The organism is Fervidicella metallireducens AeB (genome assembly GCF_000601455.1).
GTDB lineage: Bacteria > Bacillota > Clostridia > Clostridiales > Caloramatoraceae > Fervidicella > Fervidicella metallireducens.
On sequence record NZ_AZQP01000004.1, the window covers coordinates 89369 to 113125 of the forward strand.

Annotated in this window: 22 protein-coding genes and 2 pseudogenes; 20 read left to right on the plus strand and 4 right to left on the minus strand. The window is 32.5% G+C overall.

Translation table 11 applies throughout. The features are described 5' to 3' along the window. The first annotated feature begins 45 nt into the window (after window positions 1-45). Window positions 46-2007 (plus strand): bifunctional metallophosphatase/5'-nucleotidase, encoded by a 1962-nt coding sequence (locus Q428_RS02395; protein ID WP_242847749.1) that lies wholly within the window; start codon window positions 46-48, stop codon window positions 2005-2007. Between the two features lie 113 nt (window positions 2008-2120). Here Q428_RS02395 and Q428_RS02400 read toward each other — a convergent pair whose 3' ends face one another. Beyond that, window positions 2121-3581 carry an aminotransferase class I/II-fold pyridoxal phosphate-dependent enzyme gene (locus tag Q428_RS02400; RefSeq protein ID WP_035377829.1) on the minus strand — a complete coding sequence of 487 codons (1461 nt, stop codon included), beginning with the start codon at window positions 3579-3581 and terminating at the stop codon, window positions 2121-2123. 223 nt (window positions 3582-3804) lie between these two features. Between Q428_RS02400 and Q428_RS02405 the strand changes: the two genes are divergently transcribed. After that, window positions 3805-4404, plus strand: coding sequence for a 50S ribosomal protein L25 (locus Q428_RS02405; protein ID WP_035377830.1), 600 nt, complete (start codon window positions 3805-3807; stop codon window positions 4402-4404). Window positions 4405-4490: 86 nt separating this feature from the next. Here Q428_RS02405 and Q428_RS02410 read toward each other — a convergent pair whose 3' ends face one another. Genes Q428_RS02410 through Q428_RS02420 form a run of 3 tightly spaced genes read right to left on the minus strand, consistent with a single transcriptional unit; the run spans window position 4491 to window position 6247 of the window. Next, on the minus strand, window positions 4491-5276 hold the full coding sequence (locus Q428_RS02410) for an ABC transporter permease (RefSeq protein ID WP_035377831.1): 786 nt from the start codon (window positions 5274-5276) through the stop codon (window positions 4491-4493). A 3-nt stretch (window positions 5277-5279) separates the two neighbouring features. Further along, on the minus strand, window positions 5280-5918 hold the full coding sequence (locus Q428_RS02415; protein WP_035377832.1) for an ABC transporter ATP-binding protein: 639 nt from the start codon (window positions 5916-5918) through the stop codon (window positions 5280-5282). A 20-nt stretch (window positions 5919-5938) separates the two neighbouring features. Then, entirely contained in the window at window positions 5939-6247 is a 309-nt protein-coding gene (locus Q428_RS02420; RefSeq protein WP_035377834.1) for a PadR family transcriptional regulator, read from the minus strand. 209 nt (window positions 6248-6456) lie between these two features. On the opposite strand from Q428_RS02420, the gene Q428_RS02425 reads away from it, so the two are divergent. From Q428_RS02425 to Q428_RS02500, 18 genes and pseudogenes are all read left to right on the plus strand, one after another. Further along, complete coding sequence (locus Q428_RS02425; protein WP_051514836.1) at window positions 6457-7395, plus strand: LCP family protein; 939 nt, start codon at window positions 6457-6459, stop codon at window positions 7393-7395. Between the two features lie 161 nt (window positions 7396-7556). After that, window positions 7557-8633: a tetratricopeptide repeat protein gene (locus tag Q428_RS02430; protein ID WP_035377838.1), complete on the plus strand. Its 1077-nt coding sequence runs from the start codon at window positions 7557-7559 to the stop codon at window positions 8631-8633. A gap of 232 nt (window positions 8634-8865) precedes the next feature. Further along, window positions 8866-9521 (plus strand): annotated as a pseudogene (locus Q428_RS02435) (sugar transferase). Between the two features lie 21 nt (window positions 9522-9542). Beyond that, window positions 9543-10829: a hypothetical protein gene (locus Q428_RS02440; RefSeq protein WP_035377840.1), complete on the plus strand. Its 1287-nt coding sequence runs from the start codon at window positions 9543-9545 to the stop codon at window positions 10827-10829. After that, entirely contained in the window at window positions 10807-11142 is a 336-nt protein-coding gene (locus Q428_RS14350; RefSeq protein WP_051514838.1) for a hypothetical protein, read from the plus strand. The genes Q428_RS02440 and Q428_RS14350 overlap by 23 nt, the downstream gene beginning before the upstream one ends. A 140-nt stretch (window positions 11143-11282) precedes the next feature. Beyond that, on the plus strand, window positions 11283-11927 hold the full coding sequence (locus Q428_RS14355; RefSeq protein ID WP_051514840.1) for a glycosyltransferase family 4 protein: 645 nt from the start codon (window positions 11283-11285) through the stop codon (window positions 11925-11927). Window positions 11928-11947: 20 nt separating this feature from the next. Next, a complete protein-coding gene (locus tag Q428_RS02450; protein WP_035377842.1) occupies window positions 11948-13354 on the plus strand; it encodes an oligosaccharide flippase family protein in 1407 nt (468 codons plus the stop codon). A 13-nt stretch (window positions 13355-13367) separates the two neighbouring features. Next, entirely contained in the window at window positions 13368-14504 is a 1137-nt protein-coding gene (locus Q428_RS02455) for a glycosyltransferase (RefSeq protein WP_035377844.1), read from the plus strand. 29 nt (window positions 14505-14533) lie between these two features. Next, window positions 14534-15346, plus strand: a complete 813-nt coding sequence (locus Q428_RS14360; RefSeq protein WP_051514841.1) for a glycosyltransferase family 2 protein — start codon at window positions 14534-14536, stop codon at window positions 15344-15346. Window positions 15347-15351: 5 nt separating this feature from the next. After that, window positions 15352-16083: a WecB/TagA/CpsF family glycosyltransferase gene (locus Q428_RS02465; RefSeq protein WP_051514842.1), complete on the plus strand. Its 732-nt coding sequence runs from the start codon at window positions 15352-15354 to the stop codon at window positions 16081-16083. Between the two features lie 295 nt (window positions 16084-16378). Continuing rightward, a pseudogene (locus Q428_RS02470) lies at window positions 16379-17130 on the plus strand (CpsD/CapB family tyrosine-protein kinase). Between the two features lie 233 nt (window positions 17131-17363). Beyond that, window positions 17364-19223, plus strand: a complete 1860-nt coding sequence (locus Q428_RS02475; protein ID WP_035377846.1) for a hypothetical protein — start codon at window positions 17364-17366, stop codon at window positions 19221-19223. Window positions 19224-19371: 148 nt separating this feature from the next. Next, window positions 19372-20415, plus strand: a complete 1044-nt coding sequence (locus Q428_RS02480) for a hypothetical protein (protein WP_035377848.1) — start codon at window positions 19372-19374, stop codon at window positions 20413-20415. Window positions 20416-20453: 38 nt separating this feature from the next. Then, a complete protein-coding gene (locus Q428_RS02485) occupies window positions 20454-21425 on the plus strand; it encodes a hypothetical protein (RefSeq protein WP_035377850.1) in 972 nt (323 codons plus the stop codon). A 121-nt stretch (window positions 21426-21546) separates the two neighbouring features. Next, on the plus strand, window positions 21547-21915 hold the full coding sequence (locus tag Q428_RS16470) for a YveK family protein (protein WP_341348994.1): 369 nt from the start codon (window positions 21547-21549) through the stop codon (window positions 21913-21915). Then, on the plus strand, window positions 21915-22238 hold the full coding sequence (locus Q428_RS16475) for a YveK family protein (protein ID WP_341348995.1): 324 nt from the start codon (window positions 21915-21917) through the stop codon (window positions 22236-22238). The genes Q428_RS16470 and Q428_RS16475 overlap by 1 nt, the downstream gene beginning before the upstream one ends. A 9-nt stretch (window positions 22239-22247) precedes the next feature. Further along, window positions 22248-22937, plus strand: a complete 690-nt coding sequence (locus Q428_RS02495; protein ID WP_035377852.1) for a CpsD/CapB family tyrosine-protein kinase — start codon at window positions 22248-22250, stop codon at window positions 22935-22937. Further along, window positions 22934-23704 (plus strand): tyrosine-protein phosphatase, encoded by a 771-nt coding sequence (locus Q428_RS02500; RefSeq protein WP_035377855.1) that lies wholly within the window; start codon window positions 22934-22936, stop codon window positions 23702-23704. The genes Q428_RS02495 and Q428_RS02500 overlap by 4 nt, the downstream gene beginning before the upstream one ends. Window positions 23705-23757: the final 53 nt, after the last annotated feature.

Sequence of the window (23757 nt, forward strand, 5' to 3'; positions counted from 1 at the left end):
TAAATTAAATCAAATTTAATATATTTATTTCAGGGGGATGAAAAATTGAGAAGATTTTTAAGAATGCTCAGCCTGTTTGTTGTTGTTGTCTTGATTTTTTCCTTTTCCGGCCCTTTAGCAAAGTCAAATCAAAAAGGAAAATCCTTGACAATTCTTTTCACCCATGACCTGCATGATCATTTCCTTCCCTTCAACCTTCTCAATCAGGGACAGATAATTAATGTTGGGGGTTATCCAAGACTTCAAAGTGCAATTGATGCAGAAAGAAAAATTGATAAGGATTTGCTATTAGTTGATGCAGGGGATTTTTCCATGGGAACTTTGTTCCAGACGATATTCAGCAGCGATGCACCCCAGCTGAGAATTTTAGGGGAAATGGGATATGATGTTGTAACACTTGGAAATCATGAATTTGATTTTAGAGCAGATGGATTGGCAGAGAGTTTAAAAAACGCAAAAAGAAGTACGGGAAGACTTCCACAAATAGTTTCTTCAAATATTACATTTCCAAAGGATAAAAATGGCTACATCAGTGAATCATTGGTGAATTTAAAAAAATCAATGGAGGAATACGGGGTTAAGGAGTATACAATACTAGAGAAGAATGGAGTAAAGATAGGTATTTTTGGACTTATTGGAAAAGACTCTGCAGATTGTGCTCCTATGGCAGGAGTAGAATTTGAAGATGTCCAAGAGAGAGCCAAGAGTATGGTAAAAACATTAAAAGAGAAGGAGAAGGTAGAATTAATAATCTGTCTATCTCACTCAGGCACATCAAATAAAAAATCCGAATCAGAGGACGAAATACTTGCCAGAAAAGTTCCTGGTATAGACATAATAATAAGTGGTCACACCCATACCAAACTGGAAAAACCAATTGTCGTTGGGAAAACAATAATAGCGTCATGTGGAGAATACAGTGAAAATCTTGGAGTAATTCGTTTAAGTCAGACTGAAAAGAAAGAATGGAATTTAGATGATTATAGATTGAGACAGATTGATGAAACCTTATCAGAGAATCAGCACATATCAGAAATGGTTAATAGCTACAAAGAGATTGTTCAAAAAAAATATCTGGATAATTTTAATATGGGCTTTGATGAAATTCTTGCCTACTCATCCTTTAATTTTACCCCAATATCTGAGATTGGGCTGAAACACCAGGAGGAACCATTAGGAAACCTTATCAGTGATGCTTATATATATGCTGTAGAAAAGGCAGAGGGTACAGAATATGAACCAGTAACAGCAGCCATTGTCCCATGCGGGACAGTTAGAAATTCTTTCGTTAAAGGGCAGATTTCAGTTTCAGATGCCTTCAATACCTGCTCCCTCGGAATTGGTAAAGACAAAATACCCGGCTATCCCTTGGTTTCTGTTTATTTAACAGGCAAAGAACTTAAAACAGCCTGTGAAGTTGATGCTTCAATTACACCTTTAATGCCATCTGCACAGCTTTATATGTCAGGTTTAAGTTATACTTTTAATCCAAAAAGATTTATTTTTAATAAAGTTACAGATGCGGTAATAAAGAAAAAAGATGGATCAGTGGAACAAATCGATGATGAAAAACTTTATCGAGTTGTTGCAAATTTATATTCTGGGCAAATGTTATCTGTCGTTGGTGAAAAATCTAAAGGAATATTATCGATAATACCGAAAACAAAGGAAGGTAAGGCTGTTATAGATTTTGAAAAACAGATAATTTATGACAAAGGCAGTGGAAAACCAATTGAATTGAAGGAATGGCTAGCCGTTGCAGAATATTTAAAATCCTTTGAAAAGAAAAATGGAATATCTCAAATACCAGAATATTATAATGGAACCCAGGGAAGAAAGGTAATTAATAACAACAGCAATATATTTTCACTGCTCAGCAAACCAAACAAAATAACTTTAACTGCCTTAGCAGTTTTGTTGATAATTCTATTTATTTTAATATTTGTAATATCAATGATAATAAAAAGAAAGAAACACAAGGAACGTGTAAATTCTATAAAAGGTTAAAAAACCCCCCTTCAAGGTGAACTTTGAAGGGGGGTTTTTTCACAAAAAATTAAGGTTTTTTCGGGGACAGTAAGTAACTGTCCCCTGTTGGGGAAGGGGCGGCTAAGCCCCATTTATAAAACAACCTTTATTTTTTCAACACCAGGGTCCTCAGTTCCTTGAACGTAAAGACCAGCATCCTTAAGAGCCTGAACGTAATCAATTATTTCCTGAGTTATAATTTCCCCAGGGCAAACGATTGGAATGCCTGGAGGGTATGCAAGTAAAAACTCACCAGAAACCTTTCCAACACTCTCTGAAAGTGATACAGGAGTTTTTGTGCTGTTAAAGGCCTGTCTTGGAGTAATTGCTCTTTCAGGAATAGCAGGAATATCAAGAACATCACCCTTAACAGGTCTAGTTCCATAGTATTTATCGCTTATTTCCCTTAAGGCATTTAACAATGCATCCATCTTTTCTTTAGTATCACCAAAGGAACCAACGCAAAGTATATTATAAAGGTCTGATAATTCAACCTGTATATGATATTCGTTTGCTAATATTTGGTCTAACTCATATCCAGTTAATCCAAGTCCCTTAGCCGTAATTGTAATTTTAGTTGGATCAAAGGCATAAGCTCCTGGTCTGCCTATTACCTCATGACCAAAACAATATAGACCTGGAATTTTATTAACTTCATTTCTTGTATATTCGGCAAGCTCAATAGCCATATCTAGCAATTCCTTACCTTTAGTTGCAATCTGCATTCTTGCAACATCAAGTGAAGCCATTAATGGATATGAAGGGCTTGTTGTTTGAAGAAGGTTCATAACCTGTTGAACTCTGTTAATATCAACTCTGCCAGCTCTAACCTGAAGGAATGAGCTTTGTGTCATTGAACCAATAATTTTATGTGTGCTTTGTGCACAGATATCTGCTCCAGCCTGCATTGCAGACATTGGTAATTTTTCGTTAAATCCAAGATGGGGACCATGTGCCTCATCAACAATTAGAGGAATGTCATAGCTATGAACTATATCTGCTATTTTTTTAATGTTTGTTGCAACACCGTAGTATGTTGGGTTTATAACAAGTACTGCCTTTGCATCTGGGTGTTTCTTTAATGTAGCTTCAACAGTCTCAGGTGTTACACCATGTGCTATACCTATATTTTTATCAACCTCAGGCTGCATAAAAACAGGCGTTGCACCACTTAAAATAATTCCAGCTGTTACGGATTTATGAACATTTCTAGGAACGATAATCTTATCTCCCTCACCAACAACGCTCATAATCATAGCCTGTATAGCACCACTTGTGCCATGAATAGAAATAAAAGCCATGTCTGAACCGTATGCATCAGCTGCAAGCTTCATAGCTTCTTTTATAGGGCCAGTTGGATGATGAAGACTGTCAACAAGTTTAAAAACCGTAACATCCATTGAAAGAATATTTGTTCCTACAAAGCTTTTAAACCTATCATCCATGCCGTCACCTTTTTTATGTCCTGGCACATGAAAAGGAATAGTTTCTCTGTTAACATATTCCATTAAAGATTCAAAAATTGGTGTTCTAGTTTGATCCATCTTGTACAATGTAATATACACCTTCTTCCTTCAGAATATATATGTTATAGCCCTTGAGACACAAGGGTTAGACCAGTTTTTACAACCTAATTAATTATAGAATAAGACATTATAAAATGCAATGATTTTATTGCCAAAATCAAAATAAATTTTTTCGCAAAAATATGTTTAAAAAATTAAATTATGGGAAAAACTTCATAAGGTAAATGTATATTTTGTAGGAGGGAAACTAATGTTAAATACTCTACACGGAAACATGAGGGATTGTGCCTCAAAGGGAAATAACCATAGATTAAGAAACTCAGGAAGAATACCAGCTGTTGTCTATGGACTTAACAATCCAAATCTGTTAGTTGAATTTGGTGAGCTGGAAGTACATGATGTCATTAAAAAAACTGGTGAACATGGCATAGTAGAATTAGACCTAAATGGTGCAAAGGAAAAGGTTATGCTGAAGGAAGTTCAACGTCATCCAATTACAAAAGAAATAGTACATATGGATTTTCAAAGAATAAACTCTTCAGAAAAGGTACATGCAAAGGTTCCTATAGTTATAAAGGGGGAAGAGAGAATAAGTAAAAATGGAGCAATAGCTCAGATTCAAATCAACGAAGTAGAGGTTGAATGTACTCCTGATGCTCTTCCAAGATATTTTACGGCAGACCTGTCAAAGGTTCCAATTGGAGGTAGATTTACAGTAGGAGACCTTGAAGTTGCAGAGGAAATTTCAGTTCTTAACGACTACAATACAATAATTGCCTCAGTATCCTATATTAAGGAAAGAAAAGAAGAGGAAAATCCGGATAATGCTATGGCAATCCACCAAGATTAAGCCCTGTATGGGCTTTTTTTATCTTCCAAACAGGGCAATCATCTTGCAGGTTAAAATTCCATCTTGACAAGTTAAAAAATTATTTACTATTCACCTATAATTAACTGGCTTTGGTTATTAAAGAATGTTTTATAGCCCAATTGAACAAATATAATTATAGTCAGTGATACACTTCCAAGTATTCCAAGCATAATCGCAATTTGATATTCTATTGCTGTAATAGGTGAAGTTCCGGACAATATTTGACCTGTCATCATACCTGGTAAAAAAACAATTCCCATACCAACCATAGAATTAATGGTTGGTAGGATTGCGGAATCAAATGCATTATCAACAATTTGTTTTGCTGCCATTTTTGGTGTTGCTCCAAGCATTAAGGCACCTTCAACAAAATCTTTATGGGTATGCATACCATCAACCAGACGGCTTACTCCTAAAGATATGCCCGTCATTGAATTACCTATCAACATACCTGCAATGGGGATAAAATAGCGTGGGTCATACCAAGGGGTTATACGTACAACTATAAGTAAAAAATAAAATAAGCAGGATACTGTGCCTATGCACATTGATAAAGCAATTATCTGTTTAAGTTTTAAAGATAGGTTTCTTTTAGCTCTCTTAATGATGTTGTAAATAGAAAAAACCAGCATTGCAATTAAAATAATAATTGTGTAAACAGGAGATGGGGTATTAAAAAGGTACACCAGTAGATAACCTGTTAGAATCAGCTGTATTGTCATTCTTATAGAGGATATGAATATTTCCTTTTCTCTTGGAATTCCTTTTAATTTAACGATAAAAATTAATATTAAAACAAATAAATAGGCTGATAACATTTGCCACAGCTGTAGGTGAATTATACTGTTCATTTGCTAAACCTCCTTAAAATTTACAACTTTACCTTTATTAATTTCGATAATATTTTCTGAATAAGTATGGGCTACTTTTTTTGAATGAGTAACCATAATTAAAGTTTTATTTGATTCCTTTGTGTATGCAACTAATTTTTCAATAATTATACTTTCTGTTTCTTCATCCAGGGCAGAAGATGGTTCATCAAGCAAAAACACCTCTGGATCAAGAAGAATCAGTCTACCTAAAGCAAGTCTTTGTTTTTCCCCACCAGACAACATCTGGCTGTCCTCATCAAGTTTTTTATTTAGATGAACTAAATTTAGAATATAATGGAGTTTTTCATCCCCAACAGGTAGCTTTTCTGCAAATTTTAAGCCTATTAGAAGGTTATCTCTGACAGTCCCTGGGAAAATAACTGGAAGCTGTGGCAGCATAGAAACTTTTCTTCTTAATTCTACAGAATCAATAGTATTTAATAGTTGATTTTCATAATAGATTTCTCCACTATCGCAACTTATAAGCTTATTTAGAAGACGCAAAAGTGTAGACTTTCCGCTGCCACTTTCTCCTACAATACATGTAACTTTATGTTTCTTAATATTAAGATTATCTATATCAAGAATATGTTTGTATTTAACTTTTTTTAACGAAAACATTAAAATCAACTCTCCCTTTGTTAATCCTTTATTTCTTTAAATAGTTCATAGGCTTTTTTTTGTGCTTCCCTTAAAACATCAATACCAAGTTCAGTTATCCTGTAGTATTTTCTGATTTTTCCATCTACTGTTCTTTCTGCTTTTTCCAATAACCCACTGGATTCCATACTATGAAGAAGAGGATATAAGCTTCCTGGACTCATATCGTAACCGTGTTCACGAAGCTCTTCTATCATCCAGACACCATAGAAAGGCTCCTTTTCAGCATGATGGAGTATATGGATTTGAACAAAACCTAGAAAGAGTTTTCGCATGATTTTATCTTGCATTTCTTATCACCTCTGAAAAAATATATATCAAAAATCGATATCGAAATATGATATAATTATATAACTAAATATTTATTTTTACAAGTTCTTTTATTTTATTTATAAATACCATCTCAGGTGAAGAAATTAAAGTAATTTTATGTTTCTTTTTAATAAAGAAACATAAAATTCATCCATCTGACAAAACTAAATACAAGGCAGGTGATGTTATGAAAAAAAGAACAGGGATTTTAATATTTACGATAATATTATCAATTCTTCTTACTGGTGCATACATTGGTTTTTCTTATTTTAAAAGACTGCCAAGAAAGGAACTGCCAAAATCTAATGAGGAACTTGGAATAGTTCCTGAGGGTAAAATAGATAAAGAAATATATAATATTGCCCTCTTTGGCCTTGATGCCAGAAACCCAGATGTAAGTTCACGTTCAGATAGTATTATAGTTGCATCAGTAAACAGGAAGGCAAAAAATATTAAGATAACCTCATTTATGAGGGATTTATACATTCCAATACCTGGACATGGTGAGAACAGAATAAATGCAGCTTATGCAATAGATGGGGCAAAACTGGCAGTAAAAACCATTAACCAAAACTTTAATCTAGACATAAGGGACTATATTACAGTGAACTTTGAAGGACTGGAAAAGTTGGTGGATGCCATTGGAGGGGTTGAGATATATGTAAAAAAAGCTGAGATTCCAGTTCTTAATAAATATCTTTCGGAGCTTAATAAGTTGCAGGGCAATACCGTAGCAGATATTAAAAAAGAAGGGCTTCAAATATTAAATGGAAGACAGGCGGTGGCATATTCCAGAATAAGATATGTTGGAAATGGAGATTATGAAAGAACAGAAAGACAGCGAAGGGTTTTAAATCAAATCTATATAAAAATAAAAGCCCAGGGTATGTCAAAACTGCCTGAAACCATTTCTAAGGTTTTTCCATATGTTGAAACAAGCTTAAGCAATACACAGATTCTGACATTAGTTACAGACATCATGGGTTTTAACTTAACAGAGCTTGAGGAATATAGAATTCCAGTTGATAAAACCTTTACACCTAAAAAAATAAAGGGAATGGCTGTTTTGGTTCCAGATATTCCAAAGAACAAAGAACTTCTCCATAAGTTCATATATGAAAAATAAATCTAAAGGCCAAGGATTAAAGTTTCTTGAAATAGAAAATAATATATGATATAGTTAATGTGCAGTAGAAAAAAGACTTTTAATAACAACAGATTAATAAGCAGGTGCTGATTACGCCTGCTTTTTCGTTATTAATAACTAACCACAAGTGAGGTGTAGATATGGATTTTCAAAGTTATCTAAAGACTGAAATAGAAAAGAGCGTCTTTATAGAAATATCTAAGGACTTAACATTAAATATAAAGGGAAACCCTATTTTAAAAAGGGGCGACTATCCATTACTTCCAGAGGATATTGTAACCTTTGCAAAGGAGGGCATTGAAAACCTGCCGACTCTTGCAATAATCAAAGGGATGCTTTACATGATAGCATGTGACCCGGATTTTAAGTACTCAAAGGACTATAAAAACATACTTTCTTTAATTGAAGGTATAGAAAACTACATAATAATGGAGATAGAAAAAAACAAAGAAACCAACACCAAAAAGGCTGTTATATTAGCAACTGCCTTGATTAAAATAAATCCTAAAAAAGAATTTCAATACAATAGAATACTGCTTATTATGAAGCTTTACGACAAAACAAACCTTCAGTTTCTTGAGGATGAAATAGTGGCCAGCCTTGAAAGATTAAAGGAGGATTTTCCTAAATATTCAGTTGCAGATTTCCATTTAGGTGAATATTATTTAAACAAAGACATGGACAAGGCAAAGATTTATTTAAGAAGATGCCTTGAGGATCCAGCAACATCAGAGGAAGCTTCTATACTTCTGGAGAAAATAAAAAACGTTGAGGAGTATGACAAAGCAGTTGATTTAGTAAAAGAAGGACAAGGACTTGAGGCACTTAAAATCTTAATTCCATATATTGAGGATAACCCTGAAAGACTTGATGCACAGTATTATGCAGCAGTTGCCTACAGACAAATAGAAAATCATCATAAGGCACTAATGTATTTAAATGAACTATTGACAATAGGTGGAGAAAGACTTGAGGTTTACAGTGAAATAGCTTTAAATCTGGCTGCCCTTGGTGATTTTGAAGGAGCCCTTGTATATTTTAAAAAGGCACTGAAGATAATGCCTGATGATGCAGGAATAATATGCAACATAGGTGTCTGTCATCTGAATCTTGGAGAAATAGAAGAGGCAAGGCGTGCCTTTGAGCTCTCCACAAGGTTGAATCCCAAGGATGAAATTCCAAAGATTTGGCTGGAAAGGCTAAAAAATTTAATATAAAACCAAAAAGCATTATGGAAGTTATAAAAAATACATCCATAATGCTTTTTTATTTAAATTATGGTAATTTAAGAAATTAACAACCAAAGAAACCAAAATTAAGTAAAAAATTTAATTTAATTAAAAAATAAATTAAAAATTACGTAATAAAATATTCAAAAAACTGTTTATATATTATATAATTACAAATAAGAAAAATGTCGAAACTGCAAATAATTTAAGGGGGGATAATATGGAGTCGAATTTGATTTATCAGGAACTGGTCTTAAAGGAATACAGAAAAAGTGCTTTCTATGAAGCTGCAAAGAGGCTTATAGATGTATCAGGAGCAATTATAGGCCTGATTATTCTCCTTCCGGTTTTTATTGCAGTTGCAATTGCAATAAAACTTGATTCAAAGGGTCCGGTTATTTTTGTTCAAAAACGCTGTGGTAAATACGGTAAAAAATTCAATATGTATAAATTCCGCTCCATGACAACAGATGCAGAGGAAAGGCTTAAGGAATTAAAGGATAAAAATGAAATGTCAGGACCGGTATTTAAAATTAAGGATGACCCCAGAGTTACCAGGGTAGGAAAGTTTATCAGAAAAACAAGCATAGATGAACTTCCTCAGCTTATAAACATTTTAAAGGGTGAGATGAGTTTTGTAGGTCCAAGACCTCCAATAGATAAGGAGGTTGAGGAATATACCCAGTATCAGAAACAGAGACTTCTTGTAAAACCAGGCCTTACATGCTATTGGCAAATCAGCGGTAGAAATAATATCGATTTTGATGAATGGGTAGAGCTGGATCTTAAATATATAAGGGAGAGAAACATAATTCTTGATTTGAAGCTAATATATAAAACGTTTTTGTCCTATTTGGAGACAAAAATGCATGCTAAAAAATAATATAGGAGAAAGAGATGAAAAAGAATAGATTTATAGTAATAATCAATTTGACAATATTTCTTTCTATTTTTGTTATAAATAATGTTGTCAGAATGTCAGTTGCCAGCAAAATTGCAGGATATACAAAATATTCTGCACTGATAAATTTATTATTTTTGTGTTCCTTTGGACTATTATTTATTAACAGATTAGTAAAAAGGAAAATAAATTTTATAAGATTGTTTTTTATAATTCTTTTTTCAATTTACTTTATATACAACATTATAAATTCATCTAATGGAGAGATAAGTTCTGTTATACAGGTAATAACTTCATATATAATTCCCGTTTTTTTACTTTCATTTATATATGATAAGGATGAGTATAACACCTTTGTGCCATATATTATAAGGGCATTTAATTATTATACTGTTTTTATTTTAATCTACGGATTAATAGACTATGGATTAAAATACAGCCTTCAGAATATATTTATAAACTATACCTATTATGATATGGCAAGATTGATTCAGATAGAGCAGATTATGGGTATTTACAGGTTGTATTCAATCTTTGGTGGTCCATTATACAATGCATATGTATTTATTCTTTATTTCATATTAAACAACATCTTCAGGGAAAGTCAGGAAAAAGTAACCCACAAGAGCTACACATCTATATTAATTTTAATCATTGGTATTGTAATAAGTGGAAGTAAAACAGGGCTGATAATTGCTGCAGCACTATTGATATTTATATATAAACCAAAAAACTATAGGTTTTCATATTATATTATTCTTCTTTTAATAGGAGTTGCAGTTTATAAAAGCAGTCTTTTCCAGGACAATTTGATGCAAAGATTTATGTATAAAAGTTTTGGTTCCGGAAGAAACGAACTCCTGAAGGAACTTTTAACTGGCAATTATGAACTTCCAAAATTTATTTTAGGCAAAGGTCTTTATTACTCTAAAACAGTTGCAAAATATATAGGTGTTATGGGAATGACAAACTTTGAATATCCAATAATAATGCTGAGCTACGATTACGGAATAATAACTACTTTATTAATATATTTAATAATATTTATAACCCCATTGATAAAAATATTAAGGACAGGGGATTACAAAACAGCAGTATTGTTCTTAATGCTGCATGTATTTATAAATGGATTTAACGCCCTTGCAGATATCAATGACCTCTTTGCCCAGCTGATTTTTATTCAAATTATAATACTGAAGGCAGTTAAATTTACCTCACTCTCGCCCTGCTGTAAGGAAATAAAACAAAAGGGGTGCATATATGAACTTGCTGGTTGTAACTAACCAATATCCAAGCAAAGAAGACTATTACAGAAACGCCTTTATTCATACAAGGAACAAAGAATATATAAGAATGGGAAAAAAGCTTTCAGTCTTTGTTTTAAAGAAGGAAAGTAAATCTTTATATAATTATGAATATGAGGGTGTTCAGGTTACAGAGGGGAATGCCTTAGAACTTGAAAGCTTATTAAAAAAACATCAGGGGTTAAGGGATATAGTTTTAGTTCATTTTATAGATGTAGATATGATGAGGGTAATCAACAAATTTTTAGATAAATTAAAAGTAATAGTATTTATACATGCTATGAGGCCTTAGGTTGGTATAGAAGGTTATATGACTTTAACAAAGCTTTCATTAAATATATATTTACAAATACCATTCAGTTATATAATCTAAGGAAGTTTATAAAAAAATCCAGAAATTACACGGTAAAATTTATCTTTGTTTCCAATTGGATGCTTCAGATAACCCAAAGGGATACATTTACAAAGATATATAATTATGAAATCATTCCAAATGCAGTGAACACAGATATGTTTAAGTATTTAGAAAAAGACGAAGAAAAAAGGAAAAAGATATTATCAATAAGGCCCTATTCCTCAAAAAAATATGCAAATGATATAAGCATAAAGGCTATTCTTGAACTTAGGGAAAAAAGCTTCTTCAATCAGATGGAGTTTGCACTATATGGAAAGGGAAAATATTTTAAAAAGCTTACAAAAGAATTAGAGGGTCTTGAAAACGTGAAGATTTACAACAAATTTTTATCCCAAAGGGAGATATCCCAGATTCACAAAAACTATGGAATATTTCTATGTCCAACACGACAGGATGCCCAGGGGGTTTCCATGTGTGAAGCTATGAGCAGTGGACTTGTTCCGATTTCGTCAAATAACACAGCTATACCTGAGTTTGTAAAAAATAAGGAAACAGGAATATTAACGGAAAATTATAAAGAAATTGCTGGGGCTCTGGAATACCTTTATAAAAATCCAGAGGAATTCAAAAAAATCTCCAAATCAGCTTCAGAGTGGATAAAAGAAATTTGCAGCCATGAAAAGATAATTTTAAGGGAATTAAAGATAATGGAAGAAATATAGGAAAAATAAGGGGAAATAAAATGCAGGAAACATCAGGAGTTTTTATAAAAAGATTGATGGGCTTTTCCTTAGGCCCTGTGGCAGGTGCTTTTTTAGGATTTATAAACACAATACTTTTAACTTGGTTTTTGATTCCCATGGATTTGGGAAAGGTGTCAATGTACACCCTGTTTTCAACCCTCTTGTCCTTAGGGATATATCTTGGACTGGACCAGGCCTTTATGAGGGAATACAACGGCAGTAAAGATAAAATAAAACTTTTTTGGACAAGTATAACCCTGCCACTGATTATTTCAATAATAACAGCTTTAATCTTGCTTGTTGTATATAAACCTGCATCAAAAATATTTTTTGCTGAGGAAAGTTTTATATTGATATTAATCCTTGGAGCATCAATACCCCTTTATATAATTGAGAGATACAGCTTTCTTATACTGAGGATGCAGGAAAGATCAATTCAGTACTCAATGCTGAATATATCCAATAAACTTAACAACCTTGTTATGTCCTTTATATTTTTAAAATTTGTAAACAGAAGTTATATTGGCATGGTGGGGGCAACTTTTACTGCACTGATTTTAAATTGTATTTTTCAGGTGCTTTATACAAGGGAATTCTGGTTTAAAAAAGTACAAATAGATAGGAAGGTTTTAGCTACATTGCTAAAATACGGACTGCCTCTGGTTCCCACCATGTTAATAGGTTGGCTCTTTAATTCTGCGGATAGAATGACAATGAGATATCTATCAAATTTCAGTGAAATTGGTATATATTCTGCCGCATTTAAAATTGCATCCCTTATGACAATAGTACAGCAGTCCTTTACAACCTTTTGGGTTCCAACCTCATTCAGGTGGTATGAAGAAGGGGTTAGTAATGACAGATTTATAAAGGTCAGCAGATATTTAACTTCAATTATCCTTATCCTTTTTGCAGTAATTATTTTATTTAAAAATGTAATAATACTGATTTTATCTGCAGACTATTCAGAGGCTGGAAAAAGCGTTGGCTTTTTACTCTTAGTTCCTGTAATGTACACAATTTCAGAAACTACAACAATTGGCATAGCCTTCAGTAAAAAAACAAAATATAATCTTTTAGTTTCCCTTATATCCTTTGTTTTAAATTTAATTGGAAATTTAATTTTAGTTCCAAAATACGGAGCTCTTGGGGCTTCAATTTCAACAGGGCTGTCCTATATTGCCTTTTTCTTTATAAGAACTATGATATCAAAAAAAATCTGGTATGACTTCTCCATAAAATTTTATTTAATTAACACAGCCTTAGTAATATTACTTGTATTTACAGATTTAATCATAAAGAGATGGCAATTAAATCTTGGAATTTTTATAGCAATAGGAATATATAACTTAAAAAATCTCAGGGAAATAACAAAAATTTTATATAGAGTTATAAGTCAAAAGTGAAAGAAGGAGAAAGATGAAAAGGGTTATAATAGGTGATTTCGTAGAATATAACGATAAGATCAGCAAACTTGGGAACTATCATTATGCAAACTGTTTTGTAAAGGATGGCTGGGAAGTTTTATGGATGTCAAATCTATTTAATGAGCTTATATACATTAAGGATAAGAAGGGCTATAAATTCAAAAAAAGCATATCTTCGCCGGAAAGACATGAACTGGCAAAGAATATCTACGGCTTTGCACCATATTCATTAAGGCTTTATGGAAACTACCTATTTTCAAAGGATGAAAAAATAGTTTTAAATAACCAGAAATATATAGTTCCAGATATTAAAAAAAGCCTGAAAAAAATTGGCTTTGACAGGGTAGATATACTTTGGATATCAAACCCAAAACATTATTATTTAACCAATGTCTTAGATTATGACAAGCTTATATTTAGAATACCTGATGATTTTTCACACCACAATGGATTTCCTGAAAGTGTAGTTGAAATAGAAAAAAGGCTTATAGATAAGGCTGATGTTATATTTATAACTTCAAAATTTTTAGAGAACAAAGTTTTAGAAAGAAATAAAAAGCCCTATCTTTTAAATAACGGGGTGGATTTTCAGCATTTTAACAAACAAAACCTGACTGTCCCTAGGGAGTATCATGGGAAGGAGAAGAGGGTTGTTTATGTAGGTGCAATTGATGAGTGGTTTGATGTTGGACTAATCAGGGAAATTGCAGATGGATCAGATGCAAATATCTTTATAATAGGCAGACCTAGAATAGATCTTTCAAAGATAAAAAATTTAAAAAATGTGTATATTTTAGGCCCAAGGCCCTATGAAGAAATACCCTCCTACCTTAAAAATGCTGATGTTGCAATTATTCCATTTATTAAAAATCAACTTACAGATGCAGTAAGTCCAATAAAGCTTTATGAATATGCTTCATCAGGTATACCGGTGGTTTCAAGTAATTTGAAGGAAGTTAAAAACACAATGGCCCCTATATATGTTGCAAAGGATACTTCGGATTTTTTAACTGGAATAAAAAAGTATTTAAACAAGGAATATAACAGAGAAGATATTATAAACTTTGGCTTTAACAATTCCTGGGGGGCCAGATATGAATATGCAATGAAAATTATTTATGGAAGATAAATTAAGATTCCCCTTAAAGGAGGATTGGAATGTGCAAGGTAAGTGTCATTATCCCATATTATAACAGAGAAAAAACTCTCATAAGGGCTTTGCAGTCAGTTGTTAATCAAAGCTTTAAGGATTTTGAAATAATATTGGTTGATGACGGTTCAACTGATAACAGTCACAAATTAGCTGATGAGTTTATGGAAAATCACAAAAATATATGCTTTAAACACATATATCAGAAAAACTCAGGACCTTCAAGGGCAAGAAATGAGGGTATAAGGGCTTCAGAGGGACAATATATAGCCTTTTTAGACTCCGATGACAGTTGGGAAAGAGATAAATTATGCCTTCAGATAGGCTTTATGGAAAAAAATAAAGATATAATGATAAGCAGCACAAATTACAACATTATTAAAAATGGTGATATATGGACAAAAGAGAATTTTAAAAAGCCCATAAAAAAATCTAATTTCTACAAAATGCTCTTTAAGGTTTTCTTTTGCATTCCAACAACAGTTGTAAGAAGTGAAGTTTTCAGAAGGGATGGCCTTTATTTCCTTGAGGGAAAACATCAGGCTGAGGATAACCTTTTTTTTCTTCAGGTGGCAAGGAAATATAAAGGGGCTAAATTAAGTCAGCCTCTGACAAATATCTATAAAAGGGAATTTGGTGAAGGAGGTTTATCTGGAGATTTAAGTAAACTGAGACAAAATGAATTTGACAACTTTATAAGGCTATACAGAGATAATAAAAATAATAGTAAAAAAATAAACATCATTTTATTACTTGTAGTTTTATTAGCATCTGAAATCAGGCATTTAAAAAGATTAATATTAACAAGGATTAGGAGATAGATATTATGAAGAAACTCTTTGGTCTGAATTTTTATGATAAAAAACTGGATGAGCTGAAGTTACAGTTAGAAAAATATTTGTTGAATAAAAATAATGAAACCGGCTGTATGTGTATCTTTACTCCTAATGTTGACCACATAATAACATTATATAAAAGAGAAGAAGTATATAATGCCTATAGGGAGGCGGGGCTTATAATTGCAGATGGATGGCCCATTGAATTTATTTCAAAACTGAAGGGTGAGAGGGTTTATCAGATAACTGGTGTTGATTTGATGGACAGTCTATTGGAGGTTTCAGATAAGCATTCACTGAATATATATTGTTTAGGCTGTCAGGATGAAACTCTTAAACTTATGAAGGAAAATATAATGGCAAAGTTTAAAGGTATAAAAAATATAGCTTTTCACAATGGTTATTTTAAAGAGGAAGAGGATGCTGAAATTTTAAAGGATATAAAGGAAAATAAAACTGATATCCTATTTGTTGGAATGGGACACCCAAAGCAGGAGCTCTGGCTTCATAAATATAAAAATGAACTAAAATCATGTATAGCCCTTGCAGTGGGAGGGGCATTTAAGATTTATTCAATGGAAGTAAAAAGAGCCCCTATGATAATTCGAAGGCTTAAGCTTGAATGGTTCTGGAGGTTTTTAAATGAGCCAGCAAGGCTTTTCAGCAGATACTTTATTCGTTATCCAAACTTTATAAAAATAGCCCTGATGGAATTAAAATAAAAAATCCTTCGACAAATCAAAGTTTTATAAAGAAAAATTAAATGAACTAAAGAACAAAACATCGAAAAACTTAAAACTTTGAAGGGAAAGTTAAATAACAGAAGATGGATAAAGGAATTTATAAGTAAAGGAAGAAAATGTTAAATATTTACAATTAATCAAGGAATTAAGTGAAATATCCTCTTTTTTTCTTATGTTACAGAAATGATATAATCAAGGTGTCATTTTGTAAAAATTGGAAATAATGCAAAGGAATGTTTGATTTCAAAACATAAGGGAAAGAGAGGATTTTTGCATGGAAAAACCTAATATAATAACCGTTAAAAAGCCAAAATCACCTATTTCGGAAGCCTACAGAACCTTAAGGACTAACATACAGTTTTCTTCATTTGACAAGGAAGTAAAAACAATAGTTATAACCAGTTCTGCTCCAAATGAGGGAAAAACAACTACAGCAGTAAACCTTGCGGTAACACTTGCACAGTCAGGGCATTCTACAATAATAGTTGACTGCGACCAAAGAAGACCAAGTCTTCACAGGGTATTTAATATATCAAATGAAAAGGGGCTTTCAAATATTTTAATAGGAGAAGTCTCCTTTCAGGAGGCTGTTAAAACAACCGAAATACAAAATTTAAGTCTGATTACATCTGGAACGGTTCCGCCAAACCCTGCTGAACTTCTGGCTTCAAATAAGATGGAAAAATTCATGAATTTTTAAAGGAACAATATGAATACATAATTATTGATACACCTCCTGTTTTGATGGTTACAGATGCCCAGATATTATCCAAATATTGTGATGGATGCCTTCTTGTTGTAGCTTCAAGGGAGTCGGAAAAGGCAGGAGTCCTCAGGGCAAAGGAGTTATTAGAGCAGGTTAATGCAAAGATATTAGGTGTAGTTTTAAATAAATATACAGCAGCTAAGGGGAATTATCATAATTATTATAAATATTATCATGCTGAGGAAAGGTCAGAAGGAAGAACCAGAAGTTTTTTTGGGGTATTTAAGAGAAAAAGAAAATATGTTGATGTTAATCAATAAAACTCGGATAGCTTTGGATTCTGCTATTTAATCAAGAACAATTTTTTTTATTTAAAATGTAAGAATAGGTTAAATGGCGAACAATAAATAGAAAAAAATGGATAAACATATAGAAAAATAGTAAAATTTCAATTAAAATCAAACAAAAGTGTTGATAAATATTGTAAAGTTAAGTAATATTTATAGTAGAATATAAGCTTTTATAAAACATTAAAGAAAGGGGGAGGCAAAAGATGAAAGCAAAGAAACTCATCAGTAGGTTTATGGTTGTAGCCTTTATGGCAACAACTTGTTTCAGTTTTGCGCCTGTTAACGCAGCAACAAAGAAAAACACAAAGGCAGTAGTTGTTAAACCTAAGGTTCAATTAGCCTCAGTTCTAAAGAAGGAATACAGCATAGGAGAGAAGGTGTTTTTCCAAGTTAAAACACCAAATTACAGTGGAAAGGTTCAATACACTGTTAAGCTTTTTAATTCAACAAAGAACAAGGCTATAACATCAAAATACTACACTGATTTATCAGTTGCAAATGGTGCAAAACCATATTCAATTGGCTGGAGAATCAGCGAGCCAGGTACATACTTTATGACAATTTACGTAAAGAGGTCTGGTGTAAAGGTTTCTTATGACAGTTATGTAAAGACAATTTATTTCTTGGTTAAGAAGCCAGCTCCTGTTGAAACAGAAAAGAAAATAAGTGTTGTATTAGATAAAGAAGGACAGGTTTATGATGGAAGTTTAATAGCAAAGAACATAGTAATAGAAGATGTAACAATAAAGGCAAACAACGTAACAGTTAAAAATGTAAAAACTCAGGGAACTGTAACTGTTGATCCAGGCACAAATGGCAACGCTGACCTTGAAAACGTTGAAGCTTCAAAGGTTGTTGTTTTATCTGGTGGAGCAAACAGTATACATTTAAACAACACAAAGGCAAAGGATCTTGAAGTTAAATCAAAATCAAATGTAAGGATAGAAATCAAGGGAAATACAGAATTTGAAAAAACCAGGGTAGAATCAAGTTCAATACTTGAAGCTAAGGCTGGTAACTTTGGAAAAGTTGAAATTGCTCCACAAAATAAGGAAGATAAAATAGTTTTTAAGGGTAACTTTAAAACTATTGAAATCTTAAAACCTGCTGTAATCGAAATTGCTGTGGGCTCAAAGGTTGAGAAAGTTGAAGCAAAATCAGAAGCAAAGGTTACAATTGCTAAGGATGCTGTTGTTGATAGCTTAAATTACAACAATAATAAAGTGGAACTTACAAATGATGGAACAATAACTAAAGAAGAACAAAAGCCATCTGACAACACTGGAGTTGTTGTACCACCAGCTCCACCAACAGTGTATACAGAAAATGATATACTTAACAACAATATAAAAGCATTAACAACAAAATTACTTACTTTAAATATTGTAAACAGAAACATAGCAATTACAACAACAGGATTAAAAAGCAGCAATCTTGAAACAAGTGTTATTGATATTACTTTAAACGATAGCTATAAAGACAAGACTCTTACTGAGTTAGCTCTAATACTTAGAGATAAGATTAGGGATGAAGGAAGAGACATAGATGCTGTAAAATTGACAAAACTTAGTGAAGTTTTAACAAGCGTTAAGATTGGAGATAAAACTGTAAATGTATACCTTGCTGACAAGCTTCAAAACAAGCCACATGGAGCAACTATATCAGAGTTTTTAAGAAAACTTGACCAAGACTCATACAGAAATATGTATGATAAGATGTTCTCAGAAAACTTTGATTCATATTCAGAAATAGTTGCGGCAGTTAAGGAAGTTATTGATTTAAATCAGGAAATACTAGTATCAGACTACAAAGCCTTTGGTTTGACAATCAAGAAAGTAAAAATAGGGGATAAGACTGTTTTTGATGTTGCAAAGGATGCTTCAGTAAGCATTAATGACATAAAAACAGCCCTTGGAATAGCTTCAGATGAAGAGTTATTAGGAAAAACTTTAAATGAATTAGTAAATTCATATAACACAGTTGAGATAACATTTGCTTCAGACAGTAACATATATTATAACTACAAGGTTAATGTAAAACTAGGTCAGATAACTCAAAAATAAAATAAAGCTGCCAGAAGGCAGCTTTATTTTTGAAAATTTAAAATGAATTTGAATAAAATTAAAATTTACATAAAAATATTGAAAAAATATTGCAAGTCTTTGGAATTTCTTCTATGATTGAAATGTAAGTAACTGAAGGGGTGATGATATGAGGAAAAACATAAAGAGGATAGCAGCAGGTTTATTGGTATTATTCACATTAACAATTGTTCTTCAAAACTGTTTTGTTTCTGCAAAAACTGTAAAAATAACAAAGCCAAAGGTTATACTGACTTCAAATTTGAAAAAGGAATATAAAGTAGGGGAAAAAATAACTATATCCTTTAAATCTCCAAATTATTCTGGAAAGGTACAATATAGAGTTAAGATAATTGATTTAAACAAGGGAACATCAACAGAACTTTATAAAAACTTTCCAAGGTCATATAACAAAACCTATGTAAATGGCAACCTTAATCAAAAAATTACTATACAGCAAAACAAGGCTGGTTCCTACAGAGTTGTAATATACATAAAAAGGGCTGGAACATCTGTTTCCTACGATGGATATGTTCAATCATCTTCCTTTATAGTTAGAGCAGCTGCTGTAAATAAACCAGCTGATAACCAAAATAACAACGAAAATAAGGACAAAAAGGAAGAAAACAAGGGAAATGGAGAGGCTACGCAGCCTGAAGGAAGTACACCACCTTCAGGAGAGATAACCCCTCCTACAGGAGAAACAACACCATCTTCAGGTGGGGTAACTCCTCCACCAACAGGAGGGACAAATCCAGTTGGTAAAATTGAACTAACACAGGTTTATCTTCTCCTTAACGATAATAAACAGGGAAGCACAAAGTATCAGATGAACTTTAATAAGGATGGGGAAAATTCATACAGCATTGATTTGTCAAATGTACCAGATGCCACTAGCTTAACAAATGTTTGCCTGGCAACATCAGGTAAGGCAAAATTGACTATTGACTACACTGGACTTACAAAGGATTTTACAACAGAGGCAAATGTCCTTAAAAGTATTAGAATACCATATGACTTTATGGGATGGGATAACCCGCCTGAAGGGGCAACCCTTGCAAGCTGTAGAAGTGAGGTTGATTCTTCCGGTAACGTCATTATATCAATAAAGGCAGTAGATTTATCTAACTCTGCTAATACAAATACATTCACACTTAAAATTAAGGTTAAATAACAGGAAAAATATATTCAAAACAGATAAGAGGTGAAGGAATGAAGAAAAAAAGAATAGCTATTGGATTTTTTTCTGTGCTGCTGATTTTTTTAGGAACATTAGCTGTAATTACCTCAATGATTTTTCACAAATATGAAGCTCCTGGGGTTAAAGAGTCCGATGCTTTATTTGAAAAGATAAAGGATGTTCAATTTAAAGGTGGAACAATTGAAATAACAGATGATGATATTAATAGTCAGATAAAAGCTCTGCTAACAGAGGGAATAAAAAAGGATAATTTTGAAATCAAGGATATATTTACTGAAATATCAGAGAACCAATTAAGTGTTTATGCTGGGGTAAAATATGACAAATATGTATTTTATCCTAATGTTTCAGGAGAAGTTTCATATGAAAATGAGAAATTGATATTTAAACCTTCAAAAATAAGAATTGGCAGCCTTCCCCTATCTAAATCAAAGGTTTTAAGTGAAGCAGGGAAATATGTAAAGGAAGGAATAAATATAACAGATGAAAAAATCGAAATAGCAAGAGGACTTCTACCTTTGAAAATTAAATCTGTAAAAATAGAGGATGAAAAAATAAAGTTAGAAGTTGAAAAATTAAAATTAACAGATATAATATTTGAAACTATAACTGCTGAAGAAAATAAAGAATCTACGAATAAGGCAGACAGCAAAACGAATCAGAAATCACAGGGAACAACAAAAACTGAAGGGAAAGCTGCTGACAATAGTGAAGCTGCATCACTTTTAAAAATCAGGGGTCAGCTAAATAAGGTTATGGGTTCTTTATCAACTTCAAAACAAAAAAATATTGTATCTAGAATCCAATCAACATTAGGAAAAGTAGCTAGCAACCCGGATTATCAATATAAAAGGGATGCTCAGGCTGTTCAAAGTATGTATTCAAGCCTTTCAAATGATGAAAGAAGAGAGCTTAAAACAGCCTTGATAAAAAATGTTGATATAACTACTGTTATGAAATTGGTTAATATATTTGGCATGTAAAACTGTAAAATAATTACATTCTTTAAAAAATATTTAAATATATATTTAAATATTGTATAATATAACAGTGGAGAAATGGAAATGAATTTACAGATAACGTGATATTTAGACAAAAGGGGGAATGAATTTGGAACAGGAAATGACGCTGGATTTACATGATATTTTTGAAGCAATAAGAAAAAGATTATGGATTATAATCTCTATTACAATTGCCTGTGTTGTTTTAAGTGGGGTATTAAGCTTTTTTGTTATAAAGCCAACATATGAGGCAAAGGTAAGTATAATAATTGGAAAGCCTCCAGCTACAGAGGAGGGCTCAAAGGTTGACTATAATGATGTTATGATGTATCAAAAGTTAGTAAAAACCTATAGCCAGATAGCAAAATCAAGAAGCGTTGCAGAAAAGACCCTGACAAAGCTTGGAAGTACAATAACCCCTGAGGATTTTCTTAAGAAAATAACCGTTACCCCTCAGCTGATACACAGATAATGGAGATAAAGGCACAGAGCAAGGATCCTCAAGAGGCAGCAAATATGGTAAATAACCTTGTAACAACATTTATTGAAAGGGCTCAGGAGGTATACCCAACAGGTAATGTTCAGATAGTTGACCCTGCTGTTATACCTGATTCGCCAATTAAGCCTAAAAAGGTTTTAAACCTTGCAATAGCCTTTGTGCTAGGTATTATGATGTCACTTGGAATTGTTTTTATTCTTGAATATATGGATAATACAATAAAAACTGAAGGCGATGTAGAGAAATATTTAGATTTGCCTGTAATAGGAATTATTCCAAAAAACTTAGAAGAATAGAGGGATAAAATGTCAGAATTGATTATGCATAGAAAGCCTAAATCACCTGTTGCAGAGGCATATAGAACCCTTAGAACCAATATACAATTTGCTTCCTTTGATAAGGATATTAAAACTGTGGTTGTAACAAGTTCAGGACCAACGGAGGGAAAGTCAACAACTGCTGGAAACCTGGCTATTTCAATGGCAGAGATGGGGAAAAAGGTCCTTCTGATTGATTGTGACCTTAGAAGACCATCAATACACAAAAAATTTAAGATTTCCAATCAGGAAGGGTTATCAAACCTGTTAGTTGAAAATGCTAAAGTAGAGGATGTCGCTGTTAAGTTTATGGACAACCTCCTTATTCTGACTTCTGGTAAAATTCCTCCAAACCCAGCGGAGATGCTCTCATCTAATAAGATGAGGAATTTTATTAGTGAAATGAAGGAAGAGTTTGACTTTATAATTTTAGACACACCTCCTGTTATTGCAGTAACAGATGCCCAGATACTTTCAACAATGGCGGATGGAGTTCTTTTAGTTGTTTCATCTGGTCAGGCTGAAAGGGAGGCTGTTGAAAGGTCAAAGACCCTTTTGGTTAACGTTGGAGCTAATATTTTAGGTGTTGTTTTAAATAAGGTTGAAATTAACTCAAGAAGAGGCTATGGCTACTATTACTATTATGGTAATGAGAAAGAGGGAAATAAGGTAAAATGATAGATATACACTGTCATATACTTCCTGGGATTGATGATGGGGCTAAGGATTTGGATGGAACAATTGAAATGCTTAAAATAGCAGAAGGAGACGGAATAAAAACCATCATTGCAACACCCCATTATTTTCCTGGATATTTTGAAACACCCTATGATGAAGTTGTAAAATTAACTGAAATGGTAAATAAAAAAACCAGAGAATCAGGAATAGAAGTAGAAATATACCCAGGACAGGAGATATTTTTAAATCAAAATATAATTGAAGATTATAGAAATGGGATAATCGGAAAGCTTTGGGATACTGATTTTATGCTTATTGAACTTCCAGTTGACGAAATGCCTAAAAACACAATAGATTTGATTTACGAGCTGAGAATCATGGGAATTACACCCATAATCGCCCACCCAGAACGTTATAGATATATAATTGAAAAACCCCAAAGGCTTAATGAATTTTTAAATGAAGGATGTCACCTTCAGATTAACGCAGGGAGCTTAACAGGTTTATTTGGAAGGGAAGTAAAAAAGACAGCAGAAAGGATAGTTGAAAACAGAGCCTGTAGTTTTATTGCCACCGATGCCCATACAACGGGGAAACGTTCTCCTGAACTTAAAAAATCCTTCGACATTATCAGTCGAATAGATAAAGAATTGATAGATAATTTAATACTATCAAGGGAAAGTTTGAAAAAATTTGCTGAAAAAAATTACAAAACCTTAAAAATTAAAGAAAAGAAAAGTATTTTCAGTATATTTAACAGAAAATAGAATATATTTTAAAATAATGAAAAATAAACAAGCATTATGCTTGTTTATTTTTT

Bases quoted from the DNA above. Each gene is read 5' to 3' on its own strand.
- Q428_RS02405 (WP_035377830.1), top strand. From the start codon at position 3,805: ATGTTAAATACTCTACACGGAAACATGAGGGATTGTGCCTCAAAGGGA.
- Q428_RS02410 (WP_035377831.1), bottom strand. From the start codon at position 5,276: ATGAACAGTATAATTCACCTACAGCTGTGGCAAATGTTATCAGCCTAT.
- Q428_RS02415 (WP_035377832.1), bottom strand. From the start codon at position 5,918: ATGTTTTCGTTAAAAAAAGTTAAATACAAACATATTCTTGATATAGAT.
- Q428_RS02420 (WP_035377834.1), bottom strand. From the start codon at position 6,247: ATGCAAGATAAAATCATGCGAAAACTCTTTCTAGGTTTTGTTCAAATC.
- Q428_RS02425 (WP_051514836.1), top strand. From the start codon at position 6,457: ATGAAAAAAAGAACAGGGATTTTAATATTTACGATAATATTATCAATT.
- Q428_RS02430 (WP_035377838.1), top strand. From the start codon at position 7,557: ATGGATTTTCAAAGTTATCTAAAGACTGAAATAGAAAAGAGCGTCTTT.
- Q428_RS02440 (WP_035377840.1), top strand. From the start codon at position 9,543: ATGAAAAAGAATAGATTTATAGTAATAATCAATTTGACAATATTTCTT.
- Q428_RS14350 (WP_051514838.1), top strand. From the start codon at position 10,807: ATGAACTTGCTGGTTGTAACTAACCAATATCCAAGCAAAGAAGACTAT.
- Q428_RS14355 (WP_051514840.1), top strand. From the start codon at position 11,283: ATGCTTCAGATAACCCAAAGGGATACATTTACAAAGATATATAATTAT.
- Q428_RS02450 (WP_035377842.1), top strand. From the start codon at position 11,948: ATGCAGGAAACATCAGGAGTTTTTATAAAAAGATTGATGGGCTTTTCC.
- Q428_RS02455 (WP_035377844.1), top strand. From the start codon at position 13,368: ATGAAAAGGGTTATAATAGGTGATTTCGTAGAATATAACGATAAGATC.
- Q428_RS14360 (WP_051514841.1), top strand. From the start codon at position 14,534: ATGTGCAAGGTAAGTGTCATTATCCCATATTATAACAGAGAAAAAACT.
- Q428_RS02465 (WP_051514842.1), top strand. From the start codon at position 15,352: ATGAAGAAACTCTTTGGTCTGAATTTTTATGATAAAAAACTGGATGAG.
- Q428_RS02475 (WP_035377846.1), top strand. From the start codon at position 17,364: ATGAAAGCAAAGAAACTCATCAGTAGGTTTATGGTTGTAGCCTTTATG.
- Q428_RS02480 (WP_035377848.1), top strand. From the start codon at position 19,372: ATGAGGAAAAACATAAAGAGGATAGCAGCAGGTTTATTGGTATTATTC.
- Q428_RS02485 (WP_035377850.1), top strand. From the start codon at position 20,454: ATGAAGAAAAAAAGAATAGCTATTGGATTTTTTTCTGTGCTGCTGATT.
- Q428_RS16470 (WP_341348994.1), top strand. From the start codon at position 21,547: ATGAATTTGGAACAGGAAATGACGCTGGATTTACATGATATTTTTGAA.
- Q428_RS16475 (WP_341348995.1), top strand. From the start codon at position 21,915: ATGGAGATAAAGGCACAGAGCAAGGATCCTCAAGAGGCAGCAAATATG.
- Q428_RS02495 (WP_035377852.1), top strand. From the start codon at position 22,248: ATGTCAGAATTGATTATGCATAGAAAGCCTAAATCACCTGTTGCAGAG.
- Q428_RS02500 (WP_035377855.1), top strand. From the start codon at position 22,934: ATGATAGATATACACTGTCATATACTTCCTGGGATTGATGATGGGGCT.